General features: G+C 45.3%; 24 protein-coding genes. 14 read left to right on the forward strand and 10 right to left on the reverse strand.

Annotation, left to right across the window (positions count from 1 at the left end; translation table 11 throughout):
* Positions 1 to 80: 80 nt before the first annotated feature.
* From FTU44_RS11350 to asd, 4 genes are all read left to right on the forward strand, one after another.
* Positions 81 to 614 carry an ankyrin repeat domain-containing protein gene (locus tag FTU44_RS11350; RefSeq protein ID WP_180050754.1) on the forward strand — a complete coding sequence of 178 codons (534 nt, stop codon included), beginning with the start codon at positions 81 to 83 and terminating at the stop codon, positions 612 to 614.
* A gap of 118 nt (positions 615 to 732) precedes the next feature.
* Positions 733 to 1,938: a nicotinate phosphoribosyltransferase gene (gene pncB, locus FTU44_RS11355; RefSeq protein ID WP_180050757.1), complete on the forward strand. Its 1,206-nt coding sequence runs from the start codon at positions 733 to 735 to the stop codon at positions 1,936 to 1,938.
* 167 nt (positions 1,939 to 2,105) lie between these two features.
* Positions 2,106 to 2,954, forward strand: coding sequence for a sulfurtransferase (locus FTU44_RS11360; RefSeq protein ID WP_180050759.1), 849 nt, complete (start codon positions 2,106 to 2,108; stop codon positions 2,952 to 2,954).
* Positions 2,951 to 3,802 carry an archaetidylserine decarboxylase gene (gene asd, locus FTU44_RS11365; protein ID WP_180050761.1) on the forward strand — a complete coding sequence of 284 codons (852 nt, stop codon included), beginning with the start codon at positions 2,951 to 2,953 and terminating at the stop codon, positions 3,800 to 3,802. The genes FTU44_RS11360 and asd overlap by 4 nt, the downstream gene beginning before the upstream one ends.
* Before the next feature lie 163 nt (positions 3,803 to 3,965).
* Here asd and FTU44_RS11370 read toward each other — a convergent pair whose 3' ends face one another.
* Both FTU44_RS11370 and argS read right to left on the reverse strand, forming a co-directional pair.
* On the reverse strand, positions 3,966 to 4,580 hold the full coding sequence (locus tag FTU44_RS11370; RefSeq protein WP_180050764.1) for an SPOR domain-containing protein: 615 nt from the start codon (positions 4,578 to 4,580) through the stop codon (positions 3,966 to 3,968).
* A gap of 308 nt (positions 4,581 to 4,888) precedes the next feature.
* Positions 4,889 to 6,679, reverse strand: a complete 1,791-nt coding sequence (gene argS, locus FTU44_RS11375; RefSeq protein WP_180050766.1) for an arginine--tRNA ligase — start codon at positions 6,677 to 6,679, stop codon at positions 4,889 to 4,891.
* 258 nt (positions 6,680 to 6,937) lie between these two features.
* On the opposite strand from argS, the gene FTU44_RS11380 reads away from it, so the two are divergent.
* Positions 6,938 to 7,225: a DUF2798 domain-containing protein gene (locus FTU44_RS11380; protein ID WP_159138402.1), complete on the forward strand. Its 288-nt coding sequence runs from the start codon at positions 6,938 to 6,940 to the stop codon at positions 7,223 to 7,225.
* 80 nt (positions 7,226 to 7,305) lie between these two features.
* Here FTU44_RS11380 and FTU44_RS11385 read toward each other — a convergent pair whose 3' ends face one another.
* Genes FTU44_RS11385 through FTU44_RS11395 form a run of 3 tightly spaced genes read right to left on the reverse strand, consistent with a single transcriptional unit; the run spans position 7,306 to position 9,762 of the window.
* Entirely contained in the window at positions 7,306 to 8,607 is a 1,302-nt protein-coding gene (locus FTU44_RS11385) for a DUF445 domain-containing protein (RefSeq protein ID WP_159138401.1), read from the reverse strand.
* Between the two features lie 11 nt (positions 8,608 to 8,618).
* Entirely contained in the window at positions 8,619 to 9,170 is a 552-nt protein-coding gene (locus tag FTU44_RS11390) for a hypothetical protein (RefSeq protein WP_159138400.1), read from the reverse strand.
* Between the two features lie 52 nt (positions 9,171 to 9,222).
* Complete coding sequence (locus FTU44_RS11395) at positions 9,223 to 9,762, reverse strand: DUF924 family protein (RefSeq protein ID WP_074383840.1); 540 nt, start codon at positions 9,760 to 9,762, stop codon at positions 9,223 to 9,225.
* 211 nt (positions 9,763 to 9,973) lie between these two features.
* On the opposite strand from FTU44_RS11395, the gene gshA reads away from it, so the two are divergent.
* Positions 9,974 to 11,551, forward strand: coding sequence for a glutamate--cysteine ligase (gshA, locus tag FTU44_RS11400; RefSeq protein WP_074383841.1), 1,578 nt, complete (start codon positions 9,974 to 9,976; stop codon positions 11,549 to 11,551).
* A gap of 18 nt (positions 11,552 to 11,569) precedes the next feature.
* The gene (locus FTU44_RS11405; RefSeq protein WP_159138399.1) at positions 11,570 to 12,097 is read left to right on the forward strand and encodes a disulfide bond formation protein B; all 528 of its coding nucleotides are present in this window, start codon (positions 11,570 to 11,572) and stop codon (positions 12,095 to 12,097) included.
* Between the two features lie 51 nt (positions 12,098 to 12,148).
* On the opposite strand, the gene FTU44_RS11410 is transcribed toward FTU44_RS11405, so the two are convergent.
* Entirely contained in the window at positions 12,149 to 13,480 is a 1,332-nt protein-coding gene (locus FTU44_RS11410; protein ID WP_005173301.1) for a hypothetical protein, read from the reverse strand.
* Between the two features lie 246 nt (positions 13,481 to 13,726).
* Here FTU44_RS11410 and FTU44_RS11415 point away from each other — a divergent pair, with 246 nt between their 5' ends.
* Both FTU44_RS11415 and parE read left to right on the forward strand, forming a co-directional pair.
* A complete protein-coding gene (locus tag FTU44_RS11415; RefSeq protein ID WP_180050768.1) occupies positions 13,727 to 14,320 on the forward strand; it encodes a YqiA/YcfP family alpha/beta fold hydrolase in 594 nt (197 codons plus the stop codon).
* A 1-nt stretch (position 14,321) separates the two neighbouring features.
* A complete protein-coding gene (gene parE, locus FTU44_RS11420) occupies positions 14,322 to 16,202 on the forward strand; it encodes a DNA topoisomerase IV subunit B (protein ID WP_005094965.1) in 1,881 nt (626 codons plus the stop codon).
* A 108-nt stretch (positions 16,203 to 16,310) separates the two neighbouring features.
* Here parE and FTU44_RS11425 read toward each other — a convergent pair whose 3' ends face one another.
* From FTU44_RS11425 to FTU44_RS11435, 3 genes are all read right to left on the reverse strand, one after another.
* A complete protein-coding gene (locus FTU44_RS11425) occupies positions 16,311 to 17,039 on the reverse strand; it encodes a hypothetical protein (RefSeq protein ID WP_180050771.1) in 729 nt (242 codons plus the stop codon).
* A 116-nt stretch (positions 17,040 to 17,155) separates the two neighbouring features.
* Positions 17,156 to 17,683 (reverse strand): GNAT family N-acetyltransferase, encoded by a 528-nt coding sequence (locus FTU44_RS11430; RefSeq protein WP_180050774.1) that lies wholly within the window; start codon positions 17,681 to 17,683, stop codon positions 17,156 to 17,158.
* Positions 17,684 to 17,764: 81 nt separating this feature from the next.
* Positions 17,765 to 18,490, reverse strand: a complete 726-nt coding sequence (locus FTU44_RS11435; RefSeq protein WP_159138395.1) for an outer membrane protein OmpK — start codon at positions 18,488 to 18,490, stop codon at positions 17,765 to 17,767.
* A 1,008-nt stretch (positions 18,491 to 19,498) separates the two neighbouring features.
* On the opposite strand from FTU44_RS11435, the gene FTU44_RS11440 reads away from it, so the two are divergent.
* The 4 genes from FTU44_RS11440 to dsbD all read left to right on the forward strand — a co-directional run bounded on the left by FTU44_RS11440 (position 19,499) and on the right by dsbD (position 23,177).
* Entirely contained in the window at positions 19,499 to 19,867 is a 369-nt protein-coding gene (locus FTU44_RS11440) for an HPF/RaiA family ribosome-associated protein (protein ID WP_005094974.1), read from the forward strand.
* Between the two features lie 128 nt (positions 19,868 to 19,995).
* Positions 19,996 to 20,538: a hypothetical protein gene (locus tag FTU44_RS11445; protein WP_005094976.1), complete on the forward strand. Its 543-nt coding sequence runs from the start codon at positions 19,996 to 19,998 to the stop codon at positions 20,536 to 20,538.
* 21 nt (positions 20,539 to 20,559) lie between these two features.
* Positions 20,560 to 21,315 (forward strand): transporter, encoded by a 756-nt coding sequence (locus FTU44_RS11450; protein ID WP_159516498.1) that lies wholly within the window; start codon positions 20,560 to 20,562, stop codon positions 21,313 to 21,315.
* A gap of 20 nt (positions 21,316 to 21,335) precedes the next feature.
* Positions 21,336 to 23,177: a protein-disulfide reductase DsbD gene (gene dsbD / locus FTU44_RS11455; protein ID WP_180050788.1), complete on the forward strand. Its 1,842-nt coding sequence runs from the start codon at positions 21,336 to 21,338 to the stop codon at positions 23,175 to 23,177.
* Positions 23,178 to 23,208: 31 nt separating this feature from the next.
* Here dsbD and FTU44_RS11460 read toward each other — a convergent pair whose 3' ends face one another.
* Positions 23,209 to 24,405 (reverse strand): GGDEF domain-containing protein, encoded by a 1,197-nt coding sequence (locus tag FTU44_RS11460; RefSeq protein ID WP_100356988.1) that lies wholly within the window; start codon positions 24,403 to 24,405, stop codon positions 23,209 to 23,211.
* 262 nt (positions 24,406 to 24,667) lie between these two features.
* Between FTU44_RS11460 and FTU44_RS11465 the strand changes: the two genes are divergently transcribed.
* Positions 24,668 to 25,237 (forward strand): FMN-dependent NADH-azoreductase, encoded by a 570-nt coding sequence (locus FTU44_RS11465; RefSeq protein WP_005094985.1) that lies wholly within the window; start codon positions 24,668 to 24,670, stop codon positions 25,235 to 25,237.
* The last annotated feature ends 6 nt before the right edge of the window (positions 25,238 to 25,243 follow it).

The following is a 25,243-nucleotide window of genomic DNA, read 5'->3' on the forward strand; positions in this document are numbered from 1 at the left end:
CTACGTTTTACTCATCTTATCTAATCTGAATAGAATCATTTTCGATTCATGTCTCTATTTGATTTCTGTTGGAGTTCATCATGAAAGCTATGCAGCATGCAGTTTTAGCCAGTATTCTCGCGATAGGTTCCATGTTCGCAAACGTGGCCACCGCCAAGGAGATCTCCTCCCCCGCTAAAACTGTGGAAAATGTTCAGATGAGCTCACAACAGGAATTAGTTGCATTGTTTTTTGCCGCAGCCAAAACCGGCAATGACGAAGTGATTCATGAATTTCTAAAGTATGGTTTTCCGGTTGATGTACGCAATAGTGCCGGTTTTACCCCACTGATGATGGCGACCTATTATGGCCATCAAACTATTGTGACGACCTTGCTCAATCATGGGGCTGATCGCTGCGCCCGCGACAATAAAGGCAATACCGCATTGATGGGGGCACTGTTTAAAATGGAATTTGCGATTGCCAAACAGCTGCGTCAGGTCGACTGTGATGCCCAAGCCAAGCAGACCGGGCAAAAGACCACAGCCGAATTTGCCAAGGTGATTGGTCAGGAAAAACAGCTGCAGAAAATTATTCAAGAACAGGGGAAAACCCCAGGCCAGTTGCCGAAATAATACCCCTTATACTCTGATACTTTTGTCGCGAATTCAGCTAGCTGTACGTAAATCCTGCAATATTGCATAAAATTTTATGCTTTAATGTTGAGATAAGCACAGCGATATTTCCTTAGTTATGGCTCCAATTATCCGTTCCCTGTTAGATACTGACTTGTACAAATTCACCATGTTACAAGTGGTATTACACAAGTTTCCGCAAACGCATAGTGTCTACCATTTTCGTTGTCGTAATCTGGAAGATACAGTCTATCCACTGACGGATATTCTGGATGATCTCAATCATCAACTTGATCTGTTGTGTCAGCTCAACTTCAAAGAAGACGAGTTGCAATATTTAAGAAGTCTGCGTTTTATCAAGAGTGATTTCGTCGATTATCTGGAACTGTTTCAACTGAAACGCCGTTTTATTCAAGCCAGCATCGATAGCGAAAGTCGTTTAGACATTAAAGTTGAAGGCCCGATGGTTCAGGCGATGATGTTTGAAATCTTCGTACTGGCAATTGTCAATGAACTGTATTTTAGCCGGATCCGTAGTCCTGAAGTGCTGGCTGAAGGTGAGCGCCGTTTACAGGCGAAAATACAATTATTAAAAGAATACGATGCATCGCAACATCCACATGATCCGCCATTTTTAGTGTCGGATTTTGGGACACGTCGCCGTTATAGTTTCGAATGGCAAAAGCATGTGGTAGAAGAATTCAACAAGGCTGCACCACATGTCTTCCGTGGTACCAGTAATGTGTTATTGGCGAAAGAATTGGGAATTACCCCGATTGGCACCATGGCGCATGAATTCCTGCAAGCTTTCCAGGCGCTTGATGTACGTCTGCGTAATTTTCAGAAATCTGCACTGGAAACCTGGGTACAGGAATATCGTGGTGATTTAGGCATTGCCCTGACTGATGTGGTCGGTATGGATGCTTTCCTGCGTGATTTTGACCTGTATTTTGCCAAACTGTTTGACGGCCTGCGTCATGACAGTGGTGATCCCTATGTTTGGGGTGACAAGGCTTATGCGCATTATAAAAAGCTGAAAATTGACAGCAAAACCAAGATGCTGACTTTCAGTGACGGTTTAAGTCTGGAAAAAGCCTGGAAATTGCATCAGTACTTTAAAGACCGCTTTCAGGTCAGCTTCGGAATTGGCACCAACCTGACCAATGATATGGGACAAACCCCCTTAAATATCGTGCTGAAGTTGGTGGAATGTAACCGTCAGTCTGTGGCAAAAATCTCGGATAGTCCGGGTAAAACCATGACTGATAATGATACTTTTCTGGCCTATTTACGTCAGGTATTCGAGATCAACGAACCGGCCTAAGGCATGTTGAAAAACCGCTTCTATCCAGAGGCGGTTTTTTTAGATCTGCTGATTTTAAACAGTGGTTTATCTAAAATTCTGCTAACAGTCTTAAAAGAAAGCGCATAAGTGTAAAAACGAGCTGTGCTAAGATCAACAGGATTTGTCTAATAATAGCCATGATAACGATGACCGCTGCAGCTTTTAATTTTGGCCTGCTGATTGAGGCAGAAGATTTAGTTCCCTATTTGGGTCATGAAAAACTTCGTATTGTCGACCTGAGTCGTGCTTCTGTGTATGAACAGCTGCATATTCCGCATGCACTTCATTTAAAGCCAAAAATGCTGGTGCGTCAGGATGAATATAGCATGGGCTTATTACCGGACGCGGAAGGTTTGCAGGCCTTAATTAATTATCTGAATATTTCACCTGAATATCATGTCGTGGCCTATGATGATGAGGGCGGTGCATGGGCAGGGCGTCTGCTCTGGAATCTACATTGTCTGGGTTTCGAAAATACCAGCTTGCTAAATGGTGGTATTCATGCCTGGCTTGGTGCCGGTTTGCCGACCTCTTCCGATCAGGAAATATTTAACCCGGTGAGTCACTTGGTTCCTGTCAATCTTGAGAATAAAGCATCGTTTCAGATTGACTATGCTGAATTGCGCCAGCTTGTTGAAAATGAACGAGTTCAACTCTGGGATTGCCGGACTGAAGATGAATATACCGGTCTGCGTTTGGCAGCGCGACGCGGTGGTCATATTCCGGGAGCTCGTCATTTTGAATGGAGTACTGCCCTTAACCGTGAAAATCATTTAAAATTGCACCCCTTACCACGTACCCAGCAGCGTCTGGAACAACTCGGTTTCGATTTAAATCAGCCAGTTGTGGTGTACTGCCAGTCCCATCACCGTTCAGGTCTGGCCTATATTTTAGGTCGCCTGTTGGGCTGGAAAATTCGAGCCTATGATGGTGCGTGGAGTGAATGGGGCAACCGCCTCGATAGTCCAATCGCCACAGGGGAGTTGCCATCTTGAGCATCACATCACGTTTAAAACAGCAGTTTTTTATTAAAGCTCAACGATTAGTCCCGCAACATCGCTTGTCTCGTGTGGTGGGTAAAGTTGCAGCCAGCGAAAACCCGATTATCAAAACAGCGGTAATTAGCGCCTTTAAGGCACAGTACGACATTGATATGTCGATTGCTGAACAGGCTAATGCACTGAAATTCAAATCATTTAATGAATTCTTTACCCGTGCCCTGAAAGAGGGTGTCCGTGCAGTTGATCCAGATACTAGCAGTATTGTTTCGCCAGCAGATGGTGCAATTTCCCAGTTGGGTAAAATTGAAAATGGTGATGTATTCCAGGCCAAAGGCCAGAAATTTACTGTAGAAGCGCTGATTGCTGACCCGCAACTGGCTGAACCCTTCAAAAATGGTGAGTTCGCGACCGTGTATTTATCGCCGCGTGATTATCATCGGGTGCATATGCCATTTGCCGGCACCTTGACGGAAACATTGTATGTCCCAGGCGAGCTGTTCTCGGTGAATCAGGTGACTGCAGAAAATATTCCGGGCCTGTTTGCCCGCAATGAACGCATGGTCTGCCTGTTTGATACGGAAATTGGCCGTATGGCAGTAGTGTTGGTCGGCGCGATGATTGTGGCCGGTATTGAAACTGTTGCCACCGGCAAAGTGAAGCCATCTGGTCGTATTGAATTGAACCAGCATAATTTATATTTGGAAAAGGGTGCTGAACTGGGCCGGTTCTACCTTGGTTCAACTGCAGTGATTTTATTTGAAGAACATAAAATGCAGTGGGATGCCGCGTTCAAGGCCAATTCTTTGGTGAATATGGGTGAAGCATTGGGGCATACGGTTTAAAGATTTTAGCCTCTTGTATCCTCCCCCTTTTTCAAAGGGGGATCGAGGGGGATTAATCCTGAATGATATAAATCCTCCCTTGCGGAGCAATGCTCCTCACCCTTTTCCAAAGAGGGAAGGATACAAAAAAAGCGCCATCAGGCGCTTTTTCTCATTTAAATCTTTAGCGTTTCACCACAATCGAATCAATGCCACTGTGTTGCAAGGTCTGCTGGGCAATCAGTGCCGCATCAGCCGAGTCATAAGGGCCTGAGACCACGCGATACCAGACTTTGCCATTTTCTACGCTTCTGACCACATCAGCAGACAGGCCATTCAGAATAATTTCCGCACGGCGGGCATCGGCCTGATCCGGATCATCAAAGCTGCGTACTTGCAGAATATAGCTGACCGGAGCTGTAACCGGTGCTTCGCTGACTTCCAAGCCAGGTTCGGTGCTTGCTGCAGCTTCAGGAACTTCAGGTCGAGGTGCTTCTACAATCACCACAGTATCCTGTCTTTTAGCTTCAGGTACCGCCTGTTCAGGAATCGGAGTTACTTGTTGTTGTGGCAACAAATCGTAAAAACGGTAATCCTTATTGGTGTCTTCTTCCTGGACAGATGCTGTAGTCGTTTGAGTTTTAGGCTTAACCGGTTCCCATGGCTTCCACAACATCAGTGCCATTAAAAAACTCAACACGATTAAAATGATCACGAGTGTGCCGAGCCAGGTCGGAATCAGTGGCTTTTTAGGCTTATTCGGTCTTTCAGATACACCGCGTTGCGTTTTTCCAAACACTTGGGATTTCCTCTATATGGGGTTGCCTCATAGAAAAGGCATAACAGTGGTTATGCCTGACTATTATTTCATCCTATGTGATTAAGATCCAAATGTCATTATTTAGATCAAACTGCACACCAGATTTATACTTGAGCTATTTTTTCAAATAGCTGGCAGAATCTAGCCAGGTATTTTCTGAACAGCTAAAACAACAGTTTTCGTTGTGGCTTCGAGTAGAGCTTTTGTCTTGCGAGCATGCAAAACAATCTATACATGCTTACTCAAGCGAAGCTTTCGCCTTGCGAGCATGCAAAGCGGTGCTTTGCTTACATGCTCTCAGGCGCAGACACACCTAAAAGTTCTAAGCCATTACGCAATACCTGACGTACGTTCACTGATAACAGTAAGCGCGCCTGAGTCAGTTCAGCATCATCACCGAGTACCTTATTGTCGTTGTACCAGCCGTGGAACAAGGCTGCCAGCTCTTTCAGGTAGTTGCCGATTTGATGTGGCTCATGGCTGTTTGCAGCACGCACCAGAATTTCTGGATAGGCAGCCAGTTTAGCCAGAACTTCGGTTTCAGCATCCAGCTCAAGTCGGGCAGCCAAACTACGCGCTGCCGCAGCGTCAAAATTCACACCTGTAGAGGCCGCTTTTTCTAACATACGGCAGATTCGGGCATGCGCATACTGGATGTAATACACAGCATTGTCTTTGCTTTGCGACACCGCTAAGTCTAGATCGAAATCGATGTGTTGTTCAGATTTACGCATCACATAGTAGAAACGTGCAGCATCGTTGCCGACTTCTTTACGCAGATCACGCAAGGTCACGAACTGACCTGAACGAGATGACATTTGTACCATCTCGCCACCGCGCCACAGGCTGACAAACTGAACCAGAAGCACTGTTAATTTCTTCGAGTCATAGCCCATCGCATCAATCGCTGCTTTTACACGTGCGATATAACCGTGGTGGTCTGAACCCCAGATATCAATAATATTGGTATAGCCACGTTGTAATTTATTCAGGTGATAGGCAATGTCAGAGGCAAAGTAGGTGGTCTGGCCATTACGGCGTTTCACTACACGGTCTTTTTCATCACCAAATTCAGTCGACTTGAACCAGATATTGCCATCTTTTTCGTACAGGAAACCACGTTGATCTAAGGTCTGTAAGGCTTCTTCAATTTTGTCGGTTAATGATTCTTCGCTGAACCATTGGTTGAAAGTGACACCAAATTCGCCCAGGTCATCTTTAATATCGTCCAGAATCGCTTTGAGTGCTGCCTGTAGGAAGACACGGTAGCCTGTACCAATCAACGCCTGAGAATTAAAGATCAAACCATCAATGTGTTTTTCTTTATCGCCAGACACCACCACTTTGTTGCCATCTGCATCCAGTTCAGCAGCGAATTGCACATCTTCCGGTACATCTTTATACACATCCGCAACCGGGCGGACATAAGCATCGCCATCCTGGTCAATAATGCTTTGCGCGATTTCTTTGACATAGTCGCCTTGGTAAGCATTTTTCGGGAAGACCAGTTCCTGACCATTTAACTCTAAATAACGCAGGTAAGTTGAAGTGGCCAGAATGTCCATTTGACGGCCAGCATCATTGACATAGTATTCGCGATCTACTTTGGCACCAGTCGCCTCTAAAAGATTGGCAACGGTCATGCCATACGCGGCACCACGACCATGACCCACGTGCAGGCTAGAGGTCGGATTGGCAGAGACAAATTCAACCTGAATGCGTTTGTCCGCATTGACCTGGGTGCGACCATAAGCATCTTGCTGTGCTTGAATTTGATCGAGTACCACAAAGCGCTGGTCTGCATTGAGGAAGAAGTTAATAAAACCAGGACCTGCGATTTCCGCTTTGCTGATATCTGCCACTTCAGGAAGAACAGCAAGCATTTTTTCTGCTAAATCACGCGGCTTCATACCCGCAGCTTTAGAGGCAATCATCGCGATATTTGAGGCGAAATCACCGTGTGTTCGGTCTTTGGTACGCGTCAAACTACTGCTGTTTTTCCAGTCAGATGGGAGGACACCTTCAGCTTGAAGGGATTGCACTGCATGTTCTAGAGCTGCTTGGATTGCCGTGTTCATAATCAGTCGAAAATAAATGTCGCAGAAAAACAGCAAATATAGCAAATTTCATGCTCTTTAGGTAAACGCATTTCTAGGGAATCAAAAGGAGCGGGTCACTTAGTCGGAAATTTTGGGCTGAATAAATGCAGAATCACTGGATGAATCTCATGAAAATACAAGCAGTTTTAGCTTAAAAATGCCCATAAAAAAAACACTGCGCCACAGTGCGATATTTGGCTTATATTAGTCATCTGAGAATAGTAAGAAGAGCATGCCGTGGCTGCACCACAACGTCCGACCATTATCGGTGATATTCCTAAACTTCCTGCAAAATGGGCCTTGATTATTGTGCCTTTTATCCTGTCTTGCCTGATGAGTGGCATCATTTCCATGATCAATATGCTGCGTAATCTGGGCTGGATTGAAGGCTTTATGGCACTCTGGTTCCATAACTGGATGATTTCCTGGGCGATTGCCTTTCCGATTGTGGTGACCTTATTGCCCTTTGTACGCAAGTTTACCGGGCTACTGGTCGATATGTCCGGCCCTCAGGCACCAAAATAAATTTCCTTCAGAATCGCCAGATCGAAGCTGAAGGGCTTCACACGGGTTAAAGGATGATGGATTAAGGCAGGGCTTATTGTTTAAAGCAGATGTTCGACCGCTGCACGAATGATCCCCAACACCAGACCGATGCAGGCACCGACCACAACGCCATTGACCCGGATCATATGAAGGTCACCGCCGACTTCATTTTCAATCTTGTCGATCATCTCGCTGGAATCCCATTCGTGAATGCGTTCGCTGATAAAGCGAATCACTTTTTCACTGTACTGGTCACTCAGGTCAACCGCGATCGCGCTGAGGCGTTTATTCAACAGCTCACGGACTGAGGCATTCGAGATAATGTTTTCTCCCACTTGCTGAATGGCAATCCTGAGATTTTCAGCAATACCGGAATCGGCTTTCTGCAAGTCGGTTTTGATCGCATCACATAAAATCACCACCGCACCACTGATAAAATTCAGCACTTGTGGACTGTCCAGTAAGGCATCTTTGGTTTCATTCAGGCGACGACTTGCTTCACTGTCATTATCCGCCAGCTGCAACATCCAGTTTTGTCCCATCTCCTCAATTTTCAGCCGCCACGGATGATCCGGGTCGGCCAGCATGGCTTCCACCCGTTGAATGACAGAATCAATACTGCGTTGCTGTACATCAATGCCGATCCAGCTGGCACCTTTGGCCAGACGCCAGACGCCCATTTCTTTAAACAGGGTGCGGGTCAGTTCCCGGGTTTGTTCCGGATGTGAGCTCATCCAGGCATGTACCACATCGAGGCCACGCTGCAGCACATCCTGATGGAAATCATTATCCAGTACCGCACGCAACATTTCGCTGGCCAGGGTATTGATCTGGGTATTTTTGACCCATTGCACGCTGTTACTCTGAATAAAGCCGGCAATCTGTTGCTGTCCGACAAATTCAAAAATTTTAGGCACTGTTTGCTGAATGACCTGAGTCACTTGCGCATTATTTTGCGGATTGGCCAGCCAACGCCCCGCGGCCAGACTCAGGTCGGTACTGGCCAGACTGCGCTGTACAATTTGCGGAGAAAGAAAATTTTCCTGCACAAAACGGCCCATCGACTCTGCAATACGGGCCTTGTTGCGGGGAATAATTTCAGTATGGTCACGTAAAAATTTCGGGATCGGCAAGCGGCCAAAAGGATTACGGAACAGTACGGTAATCGCATACCAGTCAGCCAGACCACCGACCACACCGGCTTCTGCAGAGAGCATCAGGATATGAATCAGCCAGACATATTCGGGCAGCAGCTTGGCAGCAAGCATGAGTGCCAACCAGATCAGTACCGCGACCACCAGCGCGATGGTCGCAAAACGTTTACTGCGTTGTAAGCTCGGTGAGATACGCTCTGTCTGCATAGATCATCCTGTCAAGAGGGATTGGCCGGTTGCGGTTGCAGCACTGCGCCGGATGGACTTAGACCATATTTAGTCCCAAGTGACTGTAAAATCAAGCGCGCATCGAAAGCATCGCTAGGTGCCTGACCGGCTTTAAAGCATTCAATGGTATAGGCCACCTGAGCAGGATCCAGGGTGACAGTATAAGGACGGTCATAGAACGGGTCTGGCCAGAACCCCGGATAGCGACGGTAATAACCATATGGATAATAGCTCGGTGCCGGATAGACGATCGCCTGACGTGGCGGTTGCTGGGTACGATTACTTGGATCATTCAGCACTCTAAAGAACTGAAAGCCATTTTGCACAGTGGTCTGCGCGGCTTTGAGCAGGGTAATTTCCTCAGCCGTGCCAAAGCTCATATTGGGCCGGGCCTGAAACCCAATCCGATAGGTGTTGCTGTTGAGGGGCGTGGTACTGTAGCGGCCCAACTGATCAAAGCTTAAAGGCTTTGAGGGTGTCGTTGCACAGCCACTCAGACCCAGTACCGCAATGAGAGCCAGCCCGCAGAGGGTATATTTCATGTTCGATCTCCTGATGCAATGATCCAGTCCAGATAGCGGAGCTTAAAAACTCTTAAAAACTACTGTCTGGCTGGGTCAGGAAAGTTAATTCTTCCGCTGTCGATTCCCGGCCTAAAAGCTGGTTTCGATGCGGATAACGTCCGAAACGGTCAATAATCACTTTATGTCTTAGCTCATAGTCCAACACAGTTGGATTATCCAGCGCTTCAAACAGCTGCAATGCCACTTCATGGATACGTGTTGACTCACTGTGCATAAAGGGCATGTATAAAAAACGGCGGTAGACTGGATCAAGCGCTTGATCGAGTTTTAACTGGATCATTTCCTGCGCCAGGACCAAAGCCATACCATCTTGAGCAAAAGCACGTGGATCGTTGCGATATAAATTACGGGATAACTGATCCAGGATAATGATTTCGGCCACCCGGCCTGCTGGCGTTTCTCGCCAGGTCCATAATTCGCCTTGTGCGGCCTGCCGATGCAAGACACTAAACTTTTCAGCCAGTAAGGCATCAAAGGCGGCGCTTTTAACAAACCAGTTCGGTTCTGCGGCCGGGGAAAACCAGAAGTCTAAAAAATCTTGATAATTCATATGCTTTATTGTTTGCCTCTGCTCATTTAATTATAAAATCACAAATTTCACATGTCTTATAGAGGAAGTTTGTGTTAAAAAATTGCCAAATTAAAAATCAATAGTTTGCCTGAAAAGTAGGCGGCCTGTCATGTGCCGGCATGAAATCACGGTATACTGATTAAACTGATGATTTTAATTTAATAGTTTAGCCCCTTTAAGCGAGATTGTAATGAGTCAACCTGAACCGACTTCCCAAAATGTGTTACCGACCTGGGTAGAGTCGTCACTCATCAAAGGCATGCTGCGTGGTATTGAGCGTGAAAGCTTACGTATGCAGAGTGATGGTTTCCTGTCACAGGCAGGGCATCCGCGTGCCTTGGGTTCAGCCTTGACTCATCCACATATCACCACAGACTATTCTGAAGCCTTAATGGAGTTTATTACGCCGCCGCAGGACACGATCAAAAAAGCCTTGGACTATCTCACTGATATTCACGCGATTGTGCATCGTCATCTGGAAAATGAGGAAAAACTCTGGCCGATGTCAATGCCCTGCATGCTGGATAGCCGCGATGAAAGTATTCCGTTGGCGCAGTATGGCAGCTCGAATATCGGCTTATTTAAAACCTTGTATCGTCATGGCTTGGGGGTGCGTTATGGTCGCCGTATGCAGACCATTTCAGGGGTGCATTATAACCTGTCTTTCCCGGATCATCTGTTCGAAGCCTTACAGCAGCAGGAGCAGGATGAAGCACTCAAGGACTTAAGCCTGCAGGATTATCGCAGCCACCGCTATATGGGACTGATCCGTAACTTTATTCGTCTGACCCCACTGGTGATGTTCCTGGTCGGTGCCAGTCCGGCAGTCTGCCAGTGCTTTATGACCGGTCGTGATCATCATCTATTGCCCTTGGTAAAAGGCACCCTGTATACCCCTTATGCGACAGCATTGCGTATGGGACGATTTGGCTACCAGAACTCAGCCCAGAAACAGCTCGGCATTCACTATAATAACTTGCAAGACTATCTAGAAGGACTGCAAAAAGCAGTCAAAACGCCGTATAAACCCTTTAGTCGTCTTGGACTAAATGCAGCAGATGGCCAGCCGACTCAGATCAATGATCATGTGCTGCAAATCGAAAATGAATATTACAGTCTGGTACGTCCGAAGCAGGTGCCACAAGAGGGTGAAACCCCATCTCAAGCGCTGGAAAATCGCGGGATTGCCTATGTCGAGCTGCGGGCAGTCGATGTCAATCCATATAGCCCGATTGGCATCAATGAAGACACCGCCGGCTTCCTGGAAGTGGTGGCCTTGTATTGTTTATTGCAGGACAGTCCAGCACTTTTCGGTGAGGAGCAGGAGATCATTGAGCAGAATCAGACCGAAGTGGTAAATCGTGGCCGTGCGCCGAATGCTGCAATTCTGGCAGATGGTCAATGCTATCCGATTGAAGACTGGTGTGCCATACATCTGCAACGCATGCAGCCTCTGGCCGAGCTGCTCAATCAGACCTATGCAACCGACCTGTATAGCAATGCCATGAAGATGATGCAGATCCGGGTCGATGAAGTTGATGCAACTTTATCTGCCCTGGTGGTGGGCGATACACGCACTCAAGGCAGTATGTGGCACTTTGGCCAGCATCTGGCTCAGCAACATAGCAGTGTTTATGAAGCACACCAGCTTAGCCCGGAAACACTGGCTTATTTTGAAGAAATGTCACAAAAGTCATTGCAGCAACAACAGCAACTCGAGCAAGATAGCAGCGTCAGTTTTGCTGATTATTTAGCCCAATATCGATAAAAAATAAGAGGATTCACCATGCAATGGGGTTATCGCTTCGTGAGTGGTATGTTATTTTTGGCTGCTGTCATTGGAATGGCATTTGCCTTATATCTTGAGCATGTACAGGGCCTGGCGCCTTGTCCACTCTGTGTGTTTCAGCGTGTGGGATTAATTGGACTGGGGATCATTTCACTCATCGCATGTCTGCATAACCCTAAATCCAATATCATGAAGCGGCTCTATGCCTTGCTAGGTTCGCTGAGTATTTTATGGTCTGTGGGCGTCGCTGCCCGGCATGTCTGGTTACAGAATCTGCCACCGGATCAGGTGCCGAGCTGTGGTCCTGGCCTGGAATACTGGCTGGAAACCTTGCCAATGCAGTCGGTATTGCAACAGGTACTCAATGGTTCTGGCGAGTGTGCCACCATTGACTGGATTTTCTTGGGGCAATCTTTGCCGGTCTGGTCTCTGATCTTCTTTAGTATTTTATTGCTGGTCAGTCTATGGCAACTGCTGCGCAAATATAAAACTGCACCGGTTAAACGGCTCAGAGATAAATATTAATAAGTTCGCATTAACAAGTTCTCAATTGAGGGCTTGTTAATGCGCTGAAAGTTAAGTCAGGGCAATACCTTCCAGACTTTCCAGATCAATTGTATATTCACGAATTTGATCAAAGGCTTCATCTTCTACACTTGGATAGAACCAGCGTGCCACCTGTTCGGCGACCAGCGGATGATATTGAATCTCGAAATGGTTCAAGCCATAGAAAATAGCCTTGTGGGCATCCGGAACTTTGAGCTGGAAACGCGGATTGGGATGCTCGCCCAAAGCGCTTTTGATACTGACCAGATAGTCGCCAATCACGTGCAGGGTCTTGTTTTTGCGGTTTTCAAATTCGATCGTACCTGCAACCAGATAGGTGTCGATATGCGACGGGATCGGGGCAGGTTTACGGTTGTCATCCATAAAGCCGATCCGAAGCGCATTATGCTCCCAGTCATCATCACGGACGCTGCCATGGCGTAAATCCAGAATTCCGTTACTGCGAATATTGACCAGATGACCAATCAGCCGGATCAGCGGGAAATGTCCAAGTTTGTCCTGCAAGCTAAACCCAAAACGTTCCAGAACAGCACCATGATGTGGTGAGCCGAGACAGACCAGATTCTCCACCATATTGATCCAGCCATACATATTCTGCTTGCCATAAAACAGCGCACTACGAGAGACCAGACCTCCCATGCTATGCCCGATCAGGTCAATACTGGTAATTCTCGGATTGCGAGCGACCAGATCCTGCAAGGTATTGGCCAGACTGCGGCCATTGGCTGAAATTCGCCGACCAGTATTGTAATTCAGATACAGCATGGTATTGCGGTCGCGCTGGGCCAGTAATTTTTCTCCAATCCCTTCATATTTTCGATTTGACCAGTCTAAATGGTTCATGCATAAGCCATGTACAAACAGGGTAATCCGTCCGCTCAGCTCACCATTTTGCAATGAGCCATAATGATCATAGATCACCATGGGCAAGGCCAAAGGGTTTTGATATTTCAGCAGATAATCCCCAATAATGCCATTTAAGGCACTGACCAGAAAATGCAAGGAGGGCGTCAGCGGCTTATTATGCAGTTTGGGAAAACGTTCAATAATCTGGCGTAGACCGGGTGCAATCAGGGTATTGCCATAATGAAACAGCATGTCATAGGACATTTGATAGAGCCGGGCAATCGATGGAATATTCTGAATTTTTTGTGAATTATTTTCACTTAAACCAAAAATACTCATTAAAATTTCACGTTGAATACTCTTGATCAGTTCCTGAATCACGTCGTTAAAGCGCGTCGTCACCAGCTGCGCCAGACCTTCCAGTACATCGGCCTGACTCGGTGGGGTTCGGTCCCAGCGACAATAGGTTTCATGTAACGGTGTCAAACTTGGCATCTGATGCTGTCCTTTCAATGAGCCGCATGATTTGTCATCTTTCTTTTTAAAGAACTTCGCGGTATAAATTCTTTTTCTTGTCGAGTTTCCAGATATTGAGGCCTTCATTCTAAAATAGCGAGAATTACAGAATACTTCTGGCTTTTTTGTCAGACAATTTAAGTAATTAACGGGTCTGATATTGTAGTGTACTTCACATTTTTTAAATTAAATTTTGATGATGAATGGGTTTTTTGTTGGTAGTTCATGAATATTATTTATTTGCATGGCTTTAAAAGTAATGCCCACTCGATCAAGGGGACATTGCTGCAACACTACTGTGCAAAATACTCCGGGGTTCAGGTGCATTTGCCTGATTTAAATATGTCGCCACTGGCTGCGATTCAGCAGCTTTCCGAGCGGATTCAGTCAATGCAAGATGTGGCGCTGGTGGGCAGCAGTCTCGGCGGATTCTATGCGACATATCTGGTCGCACAGCATGCTGTGCCTGCTGTACTGATTAATCCGGCAATGCGACCATGGCAACTGTTTCGTGAACTGTTTGACGAGCAACTGCCTTTGCAGGTGCATCCGAACTGGTGTCTGGATGATGTGGATCTTCGACAACTGCAACAATTGGCCCTGCCAGTTGCACAAGATGCAGACAAAATGCTGGTTCTGCTGCAACAAGGCGATGAAGTTTTGGATTATCGTGAAGCACATCGTTATTATAGTGCTGCGCGTCCCCCTGCAATGCTGATGACCGAAGCAAATGGCAGTCACGGGATGGATGATTTTGCGGAGAAAATTCCGCTGCTTTTACAGTTTTTGTTGGACTGCATAAAAAAGGAAACCGAATAACGTGTCTCAATATACGGCTCAATCTCTTGAAGTTTTATCTGGTCTGGATCCGGTACGTCGTCGTCCGGGCATGTATACCGATACCTCTCGTCCGAACCATCTGGCGCAGGAAGTGATTGATAATGCTGTCGATGAGGCCTTGGCCGGACATGCCAACAAGATTACCGTCACGGTCTGTAAAGATGGTTCATTATCTGTCGAAGATAACGGTCGTGGTATGCCAGTCGATATTCATCCCGAATATGGTCAAAGTGGTATTGAAATCATCATGACCAAACTGCATGCCGGTGGTAAGTTCAGCACCGATAACTACCAGTTTTCCGGTGGTTTGCATGGCGTGGGGATTTCAGTCGTTAATGCACTTTCGACCCGTGTAGAAGTTGAAGTTCAGCGTCAGGGCAACCTGTATAAAATGGCCTTTGAAAATGGTGAGCCGGTTGCACCTCTTGAAGTGCTGGCAGGCAAGGCGCCTAAACGTGCCTCGGGAACTACGGTACATTTCTGGCCTGAAACCAAATACTTCGATTCACCCAAATTTGCCTTAAAAGCTTTAAAGCATAATCTCAAAGCCAAAGCGGTTTTGGCTGCGGGCTTACAGATCAATTATGTTGACCAGATCAATGACGAAAAGATCAGCTGGCAGTTTGAAAATGGTCTGGTCGACTATTTGATGGATGAGCTTGAGGATCGTGAAATCATTCCTGCACCGGCTTTTGTTGCAACAGGTGACGCTGAGCGTGCCAGTGCCGAGTTTGCGATTTGCTGGAATGTAGAAGGCGGCGATAGCATTCAGGAGTCCTATGTCAACCTGATTCCGACCGCGCAGGGCGGTACCCATGTCAATGGTTTACGTTCAGGCGTGACCGATGCCATGCGTGAATTCTGTGAGCTGCGTAATCTGTTGCCGCGTAATATGAAACTCTCTGCGGAAGATGTCTGGGATGGTGTCAACTATATTCTGTCGCTGAAATTCCAGGAGCCGCAGTTCTCGGGACAAACCAAAGAGCGTCTGTCGAGTCGTGAAGCCTCAGGTACGGTGCAGAATATTGCCAAAGATGCATTTGCACTTTGGCTAAACCAGAATTCTGATATCGCGATGCAACTGGCTGAAATGGCCATTTCCAAAGCGGGTCGCCGTTTAAAAGCCGCGAAAAAAGTAGAACGTAAAAAAATTGTGGCCGGTCCAACCTTGCCGGGTAAATTATCCGACTGTGTTGGACATGATCTGGATCAGTCGGAACTGTTTATTGTGGAAGGCGATTCTGCGGGTGGTTCTGCCAAACAGGCGCGTGATAAAAACTTCCAGGCGATTATGCCCATTCGCGGTAAAATTCTAAACACTTGGGAAGTCTCTTCGGATGAAGTTTTGGCATCGCAAGAAGTGCATAACATCGCGATTGCGATCGGGGTCGATCCGGGTTCAGATGACCTGTCAGAACTACGTTATGGCAAAATCTGTATTCTGGCCGATGCCGATTCCGACGGTCTGCATATTGCAACTTTGCTCTGTGCCCTGTTCGTCAAGCATTTCCCGACCTTGGTGGAAGAAGGGCATTTATTCGTTGCCATGCCGCCCTTGTATCGGATTGATGACAACAAAGACGTGCACTATGCCCTGGATGATGACGAGCTCAATGGTATTTTGAAAAAATGCAAAAGCAAAAATCCGCAAATTACCCGATTCAAAGGTCTGGGCGAGATGAATGCCAGCCAGTTACGTGAAACGACCTTAGATCCAAATACACGCCGTTTGGTGCAGCTAGATTTGGATGATAGTCATTTTACCGCAGGTTTACTGGATAAGTTACTTGCGAAAAAACGTGCCAGTGACCGTAAGGAATGGTTAGAGCAAAAAGGCAATCTGGCAGATATTATTGTGTAATAGCACTCTTTTTTAGATCAAGAGCCCGCAACTGCGGGCTTTTTACTGGCTTGAATCTAAGCCCTATTTTTTCGATCTGAGTGCTGATATTTTTATATCTGAAACCGATTAATTCTCTACTTTTAAGAAAACTCCTGCCGCTGAAACATTATGCCCAAAGCCACAACCTGAATCACCACTATTTTGCTTAAGCACTGCACGACTTCCGAGTTTGGCATCAAAGCCGAAAGAGATATCGATTTTGCAGTCTTCAGAGCGATATTGTACCTGTGTTTTATTCAGTGGCATCGTGGTATTAAATCCACCTAGATTTGGTCCATAAATCAAACTGCGTAAGCCCATATAGAGACCTTCATATTCGATCGCATAATGTTGCTGCTGTTTGACAATTTTCAGCGTACTCCAGGCACCAAAACCGGCATGCTGTACATAAGTACCTGCAAGTTGAGTGTCCTTTTTAGGTGGAGGAAGCTGTTTTAAATTAAACTGACTACTTTTAGCATCGGGGTAAACGGAGAACCAGGCACGTGCCCATTGAGGCTTGCCAAGTTTGCTATAGCTTAAACCCACATTATTAAATGCTGTTGTAATGGCTTGTTCAGAGAAAGAGGTTTTAGCTTCATCCCGGTTCATTTCACAAAAAGATGACCAGGCAGCTTGTTGCTTAAATTGTGCTATGGCCTGTTGATAGTGTTTTTGATCATAGAATTTTTTGCCATTATTGGCGTAGCTCTTCACTTTGCTGCAGCCTGTACGAAGTTCTTTTTCAAAATCTGAATCGGCAAAAGTTAGTGTACTTAAAGTTAAAATACCAATACAACATAGAGATTTATACATTGTTTTACTCTGGACGGCTTTGATCTGAATAAAACATAGCCAGCTTTGGAAGTAAATAGAGTGTCTGTTTCGATACCAGTTTAATAAAAGAGAAGCCGGTCTAAATAACAGGAGATTTAAAGAGCCGTTACTTCGGCCTGCTCCAAATTCAGTTGTAATAGCACCAGATCGCGCCATTGACCAAACTTTTGTCCAACTTGCGGCATATAAGCACTTTGCACAAAGCCCAGTTTTTCATGCAGGCGAATCGATGAGATATTTTCTGAATCAATCGCTGCGACCATGATATGCAATTGCTGTGCTTGAGCCTCTTCAATTAAATGCTTTAATAAGCTAGAACCTAGACCTTGTCCTGCATAATCCGGGTTTAAAAAGATGGAATGTTCCACCGTCTGTTGAAAGCCCTGAATACTACGAAACTGATCATAACAGGCATAGCCAGCAACGACCTGATTTTGAGTATCTTCAACCACAAAAACCGGAAAATTCTGATTTTTAAGCTGCTTAAACCAGATTTTGAAATAGTTCAAATCAAAGGCTGTTCTGTTCCAGGTCGCAGTACCATAGAGTACTTCCTGATTATAAATCTCGAGGATGGTTTCAAGATCATGTTCGGTCGCAGGTCGAATATCAAAATCAGGCATATTCTTGTTCTAGTAGAGGTGAGCTGAAATCACAGTTTAAAAAAAAGCAGAACCGGAGTTCTGCTTTCGATCATACATCAATTAGAAATGATATTTCACAAGTGCGCTGACATTGTTTTCGTCTTGATTTTTAAGACCAAACTTATTGTTCCACACTGAATGTTCAACACCGAGGTATAAACGGGTATCTGGAGAAATGTGTTTGCCCGCATTCCATTTCCACTGTGTAGTCCAGTTTAACTCGCTTGCTTGAGCGTCTTTTTCAGCAGTTGACCAATCAAGGAAGCCATCTACAAGAAAATCTTCAGCACCCAGTTTAAATGGCACACCATAGGTAAGCGTCATTTGATAATCGTCTTTATTGCCAAACACTTTTTCATTGTTTGCACGATAAAGATTTAAGCTTGCATATTGAAAGTATGGGATATCAAGGTCAAAGCCCACGCCATATAGGAAGTTATCAGCATTATCTGAACCTTCCCATGTTGTTGAAATAAGCACATCTTTCACTAAACCAAAGGCAAGTTTTTGGCCTGTAACTTCGCTTAAGCTTAAACGTGGTGATAACTCAAAGTACGTACTTTTAACATCATCGCCACCGCGCAGACGATCCATAAAGAAGAATACATCTGCATATTTAACTTTTGCAGCATATTCAACAGTTAAAGTAGTTTGCTGATCGTCTACAACTTCATAGTTTTCACCATAAAGACCTGTAACGCTAAAGTCCTGCCAAACTGGTTTTGCTTGAGCAAATACAGCAGTTGAAGCCAATGCACAAAGTGCCGCAAGTTGTGTAAATTTCATTTAAATCTATCCCCCCGAGAAAGCAGAATAAGCATACAGATTAATAAGTAAAAATAAAGTTAAAAGTGATCGCTGACTTAAATATATTTCAGCCCTCATAAGAGTTGAATAAAGACGATCACCTTCCTAATTTTTCATTGTCTTTCGCTGATGATTTTCTAAAGCATTATTTTTTAAATAAAGTTGAATATGTAGCGCCTTAAAAGACTGAATGTATAACTAAAAATATAAAATCACTTCAATCCAGGATGATGAGTTTAGAAAACCAATAAAAATAGGGGGAATATGCGGATTTTTAGCAATTAATTTGAGCCTGAGACTGAATAGCTTTGTTCTGTTTGTGTAATAAAGCTACTTTTAAAATCTCAAATGACGGTCGTTTTATAAGCCTGTTCTCAGTCTCTTCAAGTGAGATTGAGCGGTCTTATATTTCAATTGAAAATCATTTTTTCAAGTTGTTATTTTCGAATGAAGAAAGAGTATTTTTCCTGGTTCTGCACAAGCAACTAAACAATGATAAAGCATATGATCTCTTCAGGACTGTAAGGCTGACTAGGAGCTGATCTTATAAGATAAATTATTAGGTAAAAGTGAGCTAATTTCCATAAAAAAATACTTTTAATTCCTCCTTTTTTAGGTTTCCTGGTCGAGTGTTATTTAAGCGATTTATCGGTCTGGCCAAAAAAAATTTCAAATTAAATCGTGTGAAGAGTTGCGCAATTGCCGTTTGAAAAATCCTGCATTTTTGAGCTGAGTAAACAGTTGTCACAATCCATTATTCTTTTGCTAAAAAGCCAAAATAGGACTTGCATATTTTCAAGATAGGGCTGATATTCGAGATATAAGGACACGGTTCTGCAGACTCAAAAATGTGTTCATCATTCAAAGTGGAGGGTGTAATTCCAATCATTTGAAGAAGTGAAATGCGATGCGAAACAGCAAGCTACAAACGTGCCAAGATAAAAATTTTTGCACTCAAAAAGTTACAAAGATTGAGGATGGTAATTTATGAATATTGAACTTCGTACAGATAAACACATTCAGAATAGCGAGCGTTTAATTGATTATGTACGTGAAGAATTAAATCAAGAATTCCAGCGCCATAGCGAGCGTATTACTCATTTTTCAGTCCATCTCAGTGATGAAAATGGCGCCAAAGGCGGTGATGATGATATTCGCTGCATGATAGAAGCGCGTCCTGCAGGGTTAAAACCCGTGGTCGTCAATCATCGCGCTCACAATGTGGATACTGCCATTCGTGGTGCGATTGACCGGCTAAAACGCAGTCTGGAACATGTGATTGAGAAAAAAGACAATGTTCGTCCTGGTGCCTTAGCACTGGCAGATACAGATACTGCAGCAGAGATTGACGAGTAATGCTGACCGATTTTAAAAAGCCCTGCGGGGCTTTTTTTGTATGAAATAAAAATATAATAGTGAGAAGCGCAACAAAGCCGCACGTTATTCGGCATAATAGTCGAAAACGAATGAAAGTGAGCTCCATCATGTTAACTGCGCAACAACAGCTTTTTGTGCAAGCACTCGAAGAATTAAATCTGGATCAGGTAAAGCAGCTTTTGGCAGATGGACTCAATCCAAATTTTATTGATCATGACAAAGGCCCGGTAATTTCGGTCTGGTCAGATGGTTTATTTAAATGGTGGGAAGAGGTATGCGAGTTATATGAAGCCGGCACCCCACTTTCAGCTGAAGAAAAACAGGCAAGATTGGCTGTACATTTACAAATTCTGGAAGAATTGATCCAGGCCAAAGTGAATTTGCATCTCTGGGATGCAGAAGAAATTTATGGCCCATTATGGGATGCTGCAAGTGCCGCATGTGCACCTGCCGTGCAGCGTTTACTCGATGAAAAAGTTGATCCAAATAGCAAAGATGAAGATGGCATGACCATTTTATCTTCGATCAGTGACCTGTTCTTCGATTGTGATTTTGATGAAATTAACTGGTCAGAAGCCTTGGATGAAGAAAAACAGACGCTAGAACTCCTGCGTAGTCATGGCGCAAAAATGAGCAAAGAACTGGGTTAAATTTTAATAAAGAGCACCAAGATGACAATATTAAAAACTTTGGGTTTAATTGCACTGACTGGTTGCAGTGCATCACTTTTCGCAGCAGATTTTGAATTTGATCGACCAGGTGAAGGTCTGAGTACAGGCATTACCCCGGTCGGAAATGTTGCCTGGGAGCAAGGTTTGCCCACAGCCCGCTACAGCAAGTCGGGCGAGAAAACGGTAACGACACTGAATGCAGATATGTTGTTACGTACCGGACTTAGTGATGGTCTGGAGTTGCGTCTGGGCTGGGAAGGCCCTGTCTGGTCACAAGTCAAATCCAACGGTCAGACGAATGAAAATGATGGTCTGGGCGATGTCAGTATTGGTCTGAAAAAAGCCATTGATCTGGATGATGACAAACTGAGTCTGGCCTTGCTGGCCGAAGCAGTTATTGCGACAGGCAATGCCGGTTTCAGTAATGAAGAAGATATTTACAGCCTGGGTTCTGTCGTATCGTACCAATATAATGACTTGGTCAGTACCGCATTGACTATGCGTTATGAATGGCAGGACAGCAATTGGGCCATAGCTGCGATTCCATCGATCGGCTACCAGATCACCGATCGCTGGTCAGGCTATTCGGAACTGATTTACCGTAAAGCTGAAAGCATCGATAATGAATACGCGCTTGGCACTGGGGTAATGTATGCACTTAATGACCGGGTTCAGCTGGATGCCAGTGTGGGAGTTGATCTGGACGGTGCAGAGCGAAGCTACTTTTCAGGTTTAGGCGTATCCTTCTTATTCTAGGACACTCCAGTTTCGTGATGATCAGAAACTCGCAATTTCAGAGCTGGGGCAAAATACTTGCCCCGGTCATCTTGGGAAGCTTCGTGTTTAGCAGTCCAGCTCAGGCCGAAACAGCGCTCTTGTCTGCCGAGCAGGCTTTTCCTGTTCATGTGATTTCTACCAGTCAGCAACAGGCTGAACTGAGCTGGCAGATTCCGGATAACTATTATCTGTATCAGCATAAAATTGAAGTGCGGCAGGGCAATCAGCCTGTATTGCTTGAATTACCGCCTGCTAAAGATCTGTATGATGACAACTATGGGCATACCCAGGTGTATTATCAGCAGTTAAAGTTTCAGATTCCGACGCAGGCCAACCAGTCCTATCAGGTGAGCTGGCAGGGCTGTGCCAAAGACCGAATCTGTTATCCGCCGCAAAGTATTCAGTTCAAGACAGATCTGTCTGGTCTGGTGCAATTTGAAGCTGCCGGCCCAGGAAGCAAGCGCTTACTTGATCTAAACGGGTCATCACTGCAACACAATACCCTGTTTAATACAGCGGATTCCTCAGAATCTACAGCAGATGCATTTTCTGCAACCTCTAGCGGGCAACCCGCAGTCGGTGCGGCACAAGACCAAAAATGGTCAGCTCAATTGCTTGAACGCTCTTTGGGTTATGGACTGTTACTGTTCTTTGGCTTAGGAATCTTGCTGGCTTTTACCCCATGTTCCTTGCCGATGCTGCCGATCCTGACCTCGCTGATTGTACGGGATAGCAAAGGTGTCAAAGCCTGGATGATCGCCCTGACTTTTGTCAGCAGTATGGCCGCGGTCTATGCGGTGCTGGGTTTAATTGCGTCTTCGGCCGGCCTGAATTTCCAGCGTTGGTTGCAGCAACCCGGTACCCTGATTGCGTTTAGTGTATTGTTTGTCCTGTTTGCCCTGAATCTGTTTGGACTGTTTGAAATCAAACTGCCACAACGTCTGGTTCAGCGTCTGGATCGGGCTCAGGCCATGCAGCAGGGCGGTAGTTTGGTCAGTGCTGGAGTCATGGGCATGATCTCGGCGCTGCTGGTCGGGCCATGCATGACCGCACCGTTGGCGGGTGCACTCTTGTTTATTTCCCAGACCCAAAGCCAGTGGCAGGGTGCCTTGCTGCTATTTACCCTCGGTTTTGGCATGGGCACACCTTTACTGTTGGCCAGTATTTTGGGTGCACGAGTACTACCTAAAGCCGGGCACTGGATGAATCAGATCAAAGTGCTCTTTGCCTTTATCATGCTGGCGCTGGCACTGTATTTTATTCGCCCACTGATTTCAGAAGCGACTTTACAGTGGTTATCCTTAGGCTTGGGCATGGCCTTTGTGGCTTATGTACTGTTCCGGATTTTCTGGCATCGTACCGGCTTGAGGTGGTTATATATCCTGTGTCTGGTGATAGCGCTGCCTTATATCAGTTATAGCCAATATCAGCATAGTCAGCGGTTTTTTGTTGAGCAGTCCAGTACAGAAGCCCAGTGGCATGTGGCACGCAGCGCAGCAGAATTTCAACAGATTTTGAATACAGCACCGCAAGGACAAAAGATCGTGATTGATGTCTATGCTGACTGGTGTGTTGCTTGTCAGCCGATTGAACATCGTATTTTAAAATCTGCACAGGTACAGCAGGCTCTGGCACCTTATTTCCTGATCAAGCTGGATTTAAGCCAATACAATGCCTCGCATCAAATGCTGTTAAATCAATGGGAAATTCTGGGACCACCAACCTATTTATTTCTGAATGAGCAGCAGCAGGAAATTCGCGGTTTACGTTTGACCGGTGCTTTTAGCGAAGCAGAATTGCTGGCCCAGCTGCAACGTCTGGCTCAAAGCTCAACCCTATAATATTCATAATCATCGAAAAAGCTGAACCCGTTTAAGAAACCTGCATCTGTGCAGTCACCGGTTCAGCATAGGCTTTGACCCGATTACGTCCACCGGCTTTGGCCTGATAAAGCGCCTGATCGGCCTGACTGAGTAGCTGTTGTGGGCGTAACTCGGCTTTGGAAATAGCAATTCCGAAACTGGCAGTCACCGGAATCGGCTCACCTTCATCACTCATCATCTGTAATTGCTGAATCGCGCTGCGGCAGCGTTCTGCTACTTGTTTGGCTTTTTCCAGACTGGTATTTTTCAGCACCAAAATGAACTCTTCACCGCCAAAGCGGCCCACCACATCACTTTCGCGTAACTGTTGGCTCAATACAGCACTGACTTCAACCAAGGTTTCATCGCCCTTATGATGACCATACAGATCATTAATTTTCTTAAAGTGATCCAGGTCTAAGAGAACCAGGGCGTAATGGGGTACAGCCGTAGCATTGAGCTGATCCAGACATTGATTGATACTGCGCCGGTTAAACAGGTTGGTGAGCGGATCAATCTGACTGAGCTGCTTGATGAGTTCTTCACGATGACGCCATTGGCTGAGTAAAATTTCAAATAACACCATGCATACAGCTAAAATTGGGACAATGAAATACAGCATTGAAAACAGCCAGAAAGCATTATAAAAATGCTTGTCCTGAATGTTGAATAAAGGAGAATAAGGCAATTGCTGACTGAAGCTCAAATAAGCGCAACCGCCTAAAAAGAGCGAGGCTGGAATCAGCATGCTATAAACCAGCCTGCGATGAAACAGCACCAGTCCCACCATAATTAAACAGACATAGGATGTGGTGGCCACAGGACTGATCACCCCCACGACATAGGCATCACGGCACAGCGAAATCACAAAAGTACCGACTGCCAGATAGGGCAAATAACGTTCCACCAGAGGATTGCCCTGAAATTTATAACAGGGATAAATCAGTGCCAATAAAATCACTAAAAAGCTGCTGTTCAGGATAACTTGGGTATGAACCCGTTCTAACTGAACATATTGCCAATACTCTGGATTGAATAAAACAAAGATATCCCAACCGAGCCAGGTCAGATGTACGCCGCAGCCCAAAGTTAGCATCAGGATGCACTTTTTGAGAATACTCCAGTTCATCACGACTTCATCTTCGACCAGATATTTCGTGATTCTGTGTTTGATTATTTTTTGTAATACAGGCGATATTCGCTTCATGTTGTCGGTCTGACTTAAATTATTATGGCAACTTTTTAAGATTTATTGACTGTTTATAGCTTTATTTACATAAGATAACATAAGTTTTAACGCTTGATAAACCACAATATTTAAGGCGTCTGCAAAATAGGAATTTCTAATATTAAAGCTGGTTTTGTTCTAAATTCAGAATGATGTGTTTTATCTGTGCTAATTATTTCATGCAACCTAAGCCTTAAAATGGCTGCATTAGTTAGATAGCCCCATAGATGAGAGCGAAGCCATGAAAGTTTTACAGATTGATTCCAGTATTTTAGGCGATGCCTCTATTTCGCGTCAGCTGACTCAGGCGTTGGTGAGTCAGTTACAACAAAAACATGCTCAGGCCATCGAGCTTGAATATCTCGATCTTGCTGCACAGCCGATTCCACATCTCACGGCTGAAATTTTAATGGGTCAGAATGCAGAACAGACTGCATTAGGCGAAGACATCCTGCAGCAGTATTTACAGGCAGATATCGTGGTGATTGGCGCGGCCATGTATAACTTCGGTTTGCCATCGACCTTAAAAGCCTGGATTGACCGGATCTGTGTGGCGGGACGTACGTTTAAATATACCGAACAGGGCCCTGTCGGTCTGGCTGGCAATAAAAAAGTATATATTGCCAGCAGCCGTGGCGGAGTTTATGGGGAGCAAAGTCCTGCCGATTTTCAGGAAGCTTTTTTGAAAACCGTGTTTAACTTTACCGGCGTAACCGATATTGAAGTGATTCGTGCGGAAGGCGTGAACATGGGCGAAACGATCAAGGCACAAGCCTTAGAGACGGCATTGCAGCAGGTTCAAGCCATCTAAATATCC

Origin of the sequence: Acinetobacter sp. YH12105 (assembly GCF_013419095.1) — a bacterium.
Lineage (GTDB): Bacteria > Pseudomonadota > Gammaproteobacteria > Pseudomonadales > Moraxellaceae > Acinetobacter > Acinetobacter pseudolwoffii.

Excerpts from the sequence above, each read along its gene's own strand:
- FTU44_RS11395 (WP_074383840.1), bottom strand. The coding sequence starts at position 9,762 with ATGAATTATCAAGATTTTTTAGACTTCTGGTTTTCCCCGGCCGCAGAA.
- FTU44_RS11435 (WP_159138395.1), bottom strand. The coding sequence starts at position 18,490 with ATGAAATTTACACAACTTGCGGCACTTTGTGCATTGGCTTCAACTGCT.
- FTU44_RS11360 (WP_180050759.1), top strand. The coding sequence starts at position 2,106 with ATGACCGCTGCAGCTTTTAATTTTGGCCTGCTGATTGAGGCAGAAGAT.
- FTU44_RS11385 (WP_159138401.1), bottom strand. The coding sequence starts at position 8,607 with ATGCAGACAGAGCGTATCTCACCGAGCTTACAACGCAGTAAACGTTTT.
- FTU44_RS11440 (WP_005094974.1), top strand. The coding sequence starts at position 19,499 with ATGAATATTGAACTTCGTACAGATAAACACATTCAGAATAGCGAGCGT.
- FTU44_RS11415 (WP_180050768.1), top strand. The coding sequence starts at position 13,727 with ATGAATATTATTTATTTGCATGGCTTTAAAAGTAATGCCCACTCGATC.
- FTU44_RS11410 (WP_005173301.1), bottom strand. The coding sequence starts at position 13,480 with ATGCCAAGTTTGACACCGTTACATGAAACCTATTGTCGCTGGGACCGA.
- FTU44_RS11465 (WP_005094985.1), top strand. The coding sequence starts at position 24,668 with ATGAAAGTTTTACAGATTGATTCCAGTATTTTAGGCGATGCCTCTATT.
- FTU44_RS11390 (WP_159138400.1), bottom strand. The coding sequence starts at position 9,170 with ATGAAATATACCCTCTGCGGGCTGGCTCTCATTGCGGTACTGGGTCTG.
- FTU44_RS11445 (WP_005094976.1), top strand. The coding sequence starts at position 19,996 with ATGTTAACTGCGCAACAACAGCTTTTTGTGCAAGCACTCGAAGAATTA.
- FTU44_RS11450 (WP_159516498.1), top strand. The coding sequence starts at position 20,560 with ATGACAATATTAAAAACTTTGGGTTTAATTGCACTGACTGGTTGCAGT.
- FTU44_RS11350 (WP_180050754.1), top strand. The coding sequence starts at position 81 with ATGAAAGCTATGCAGCATGCAGTTTTAGCCAGTATTCTCGCGATAGGT.
- FTU44_RS11405 (WP_159138399.1), top strand. The coding sequence starts at position 11,570 with ATGCAATGGGGTTATCGCTTCGTGAGTGGTATGTTATTTTTGGCTGCT.
- FTU44_RS11425 (WP_180050771.1), bottom strand. The coding sequence starts at position 17,039 with ATGTATAAATCTCTATGTTGTATTGGTATTTTAACTTTAAGTACACTA.
- gshA (WP_074383841.1), top strand. The coding sequence starts at position 9,974 with ATGAGTCAACCTGAACCGACTTCCCAAAATGTGTTACCGACCTGGGTA.
- FTU44_RS11460 (WP_100356988.1), bottom strand. The coding sequence starts at position 24,405 with ATGAAGCGAATATCGCCTGTATTACAAAAAATAATCAAACACAGAATC.
- FTU44_RS11430 (WP_180050774.1), bottom strand. The coding sequence starts at position 17,683 with ATGCCTGATTTTGATATTCGACCTGCGACCGAACATGATCTTGAAACC.
- pncB (WP_180050757.1), top strand. The coding sequence starts at position 733 with ATGGCTCCAATTATCCGTTCCCTGTTAGATACTGACTTGTACAAATTC.
- argS (WP_180050766.1), bottom strand. The coding sequence starts at position 6,679 with ATGAACACGGCAATCCAAGCAGCTCTAGAACATGCAGTGCAATCCCTT.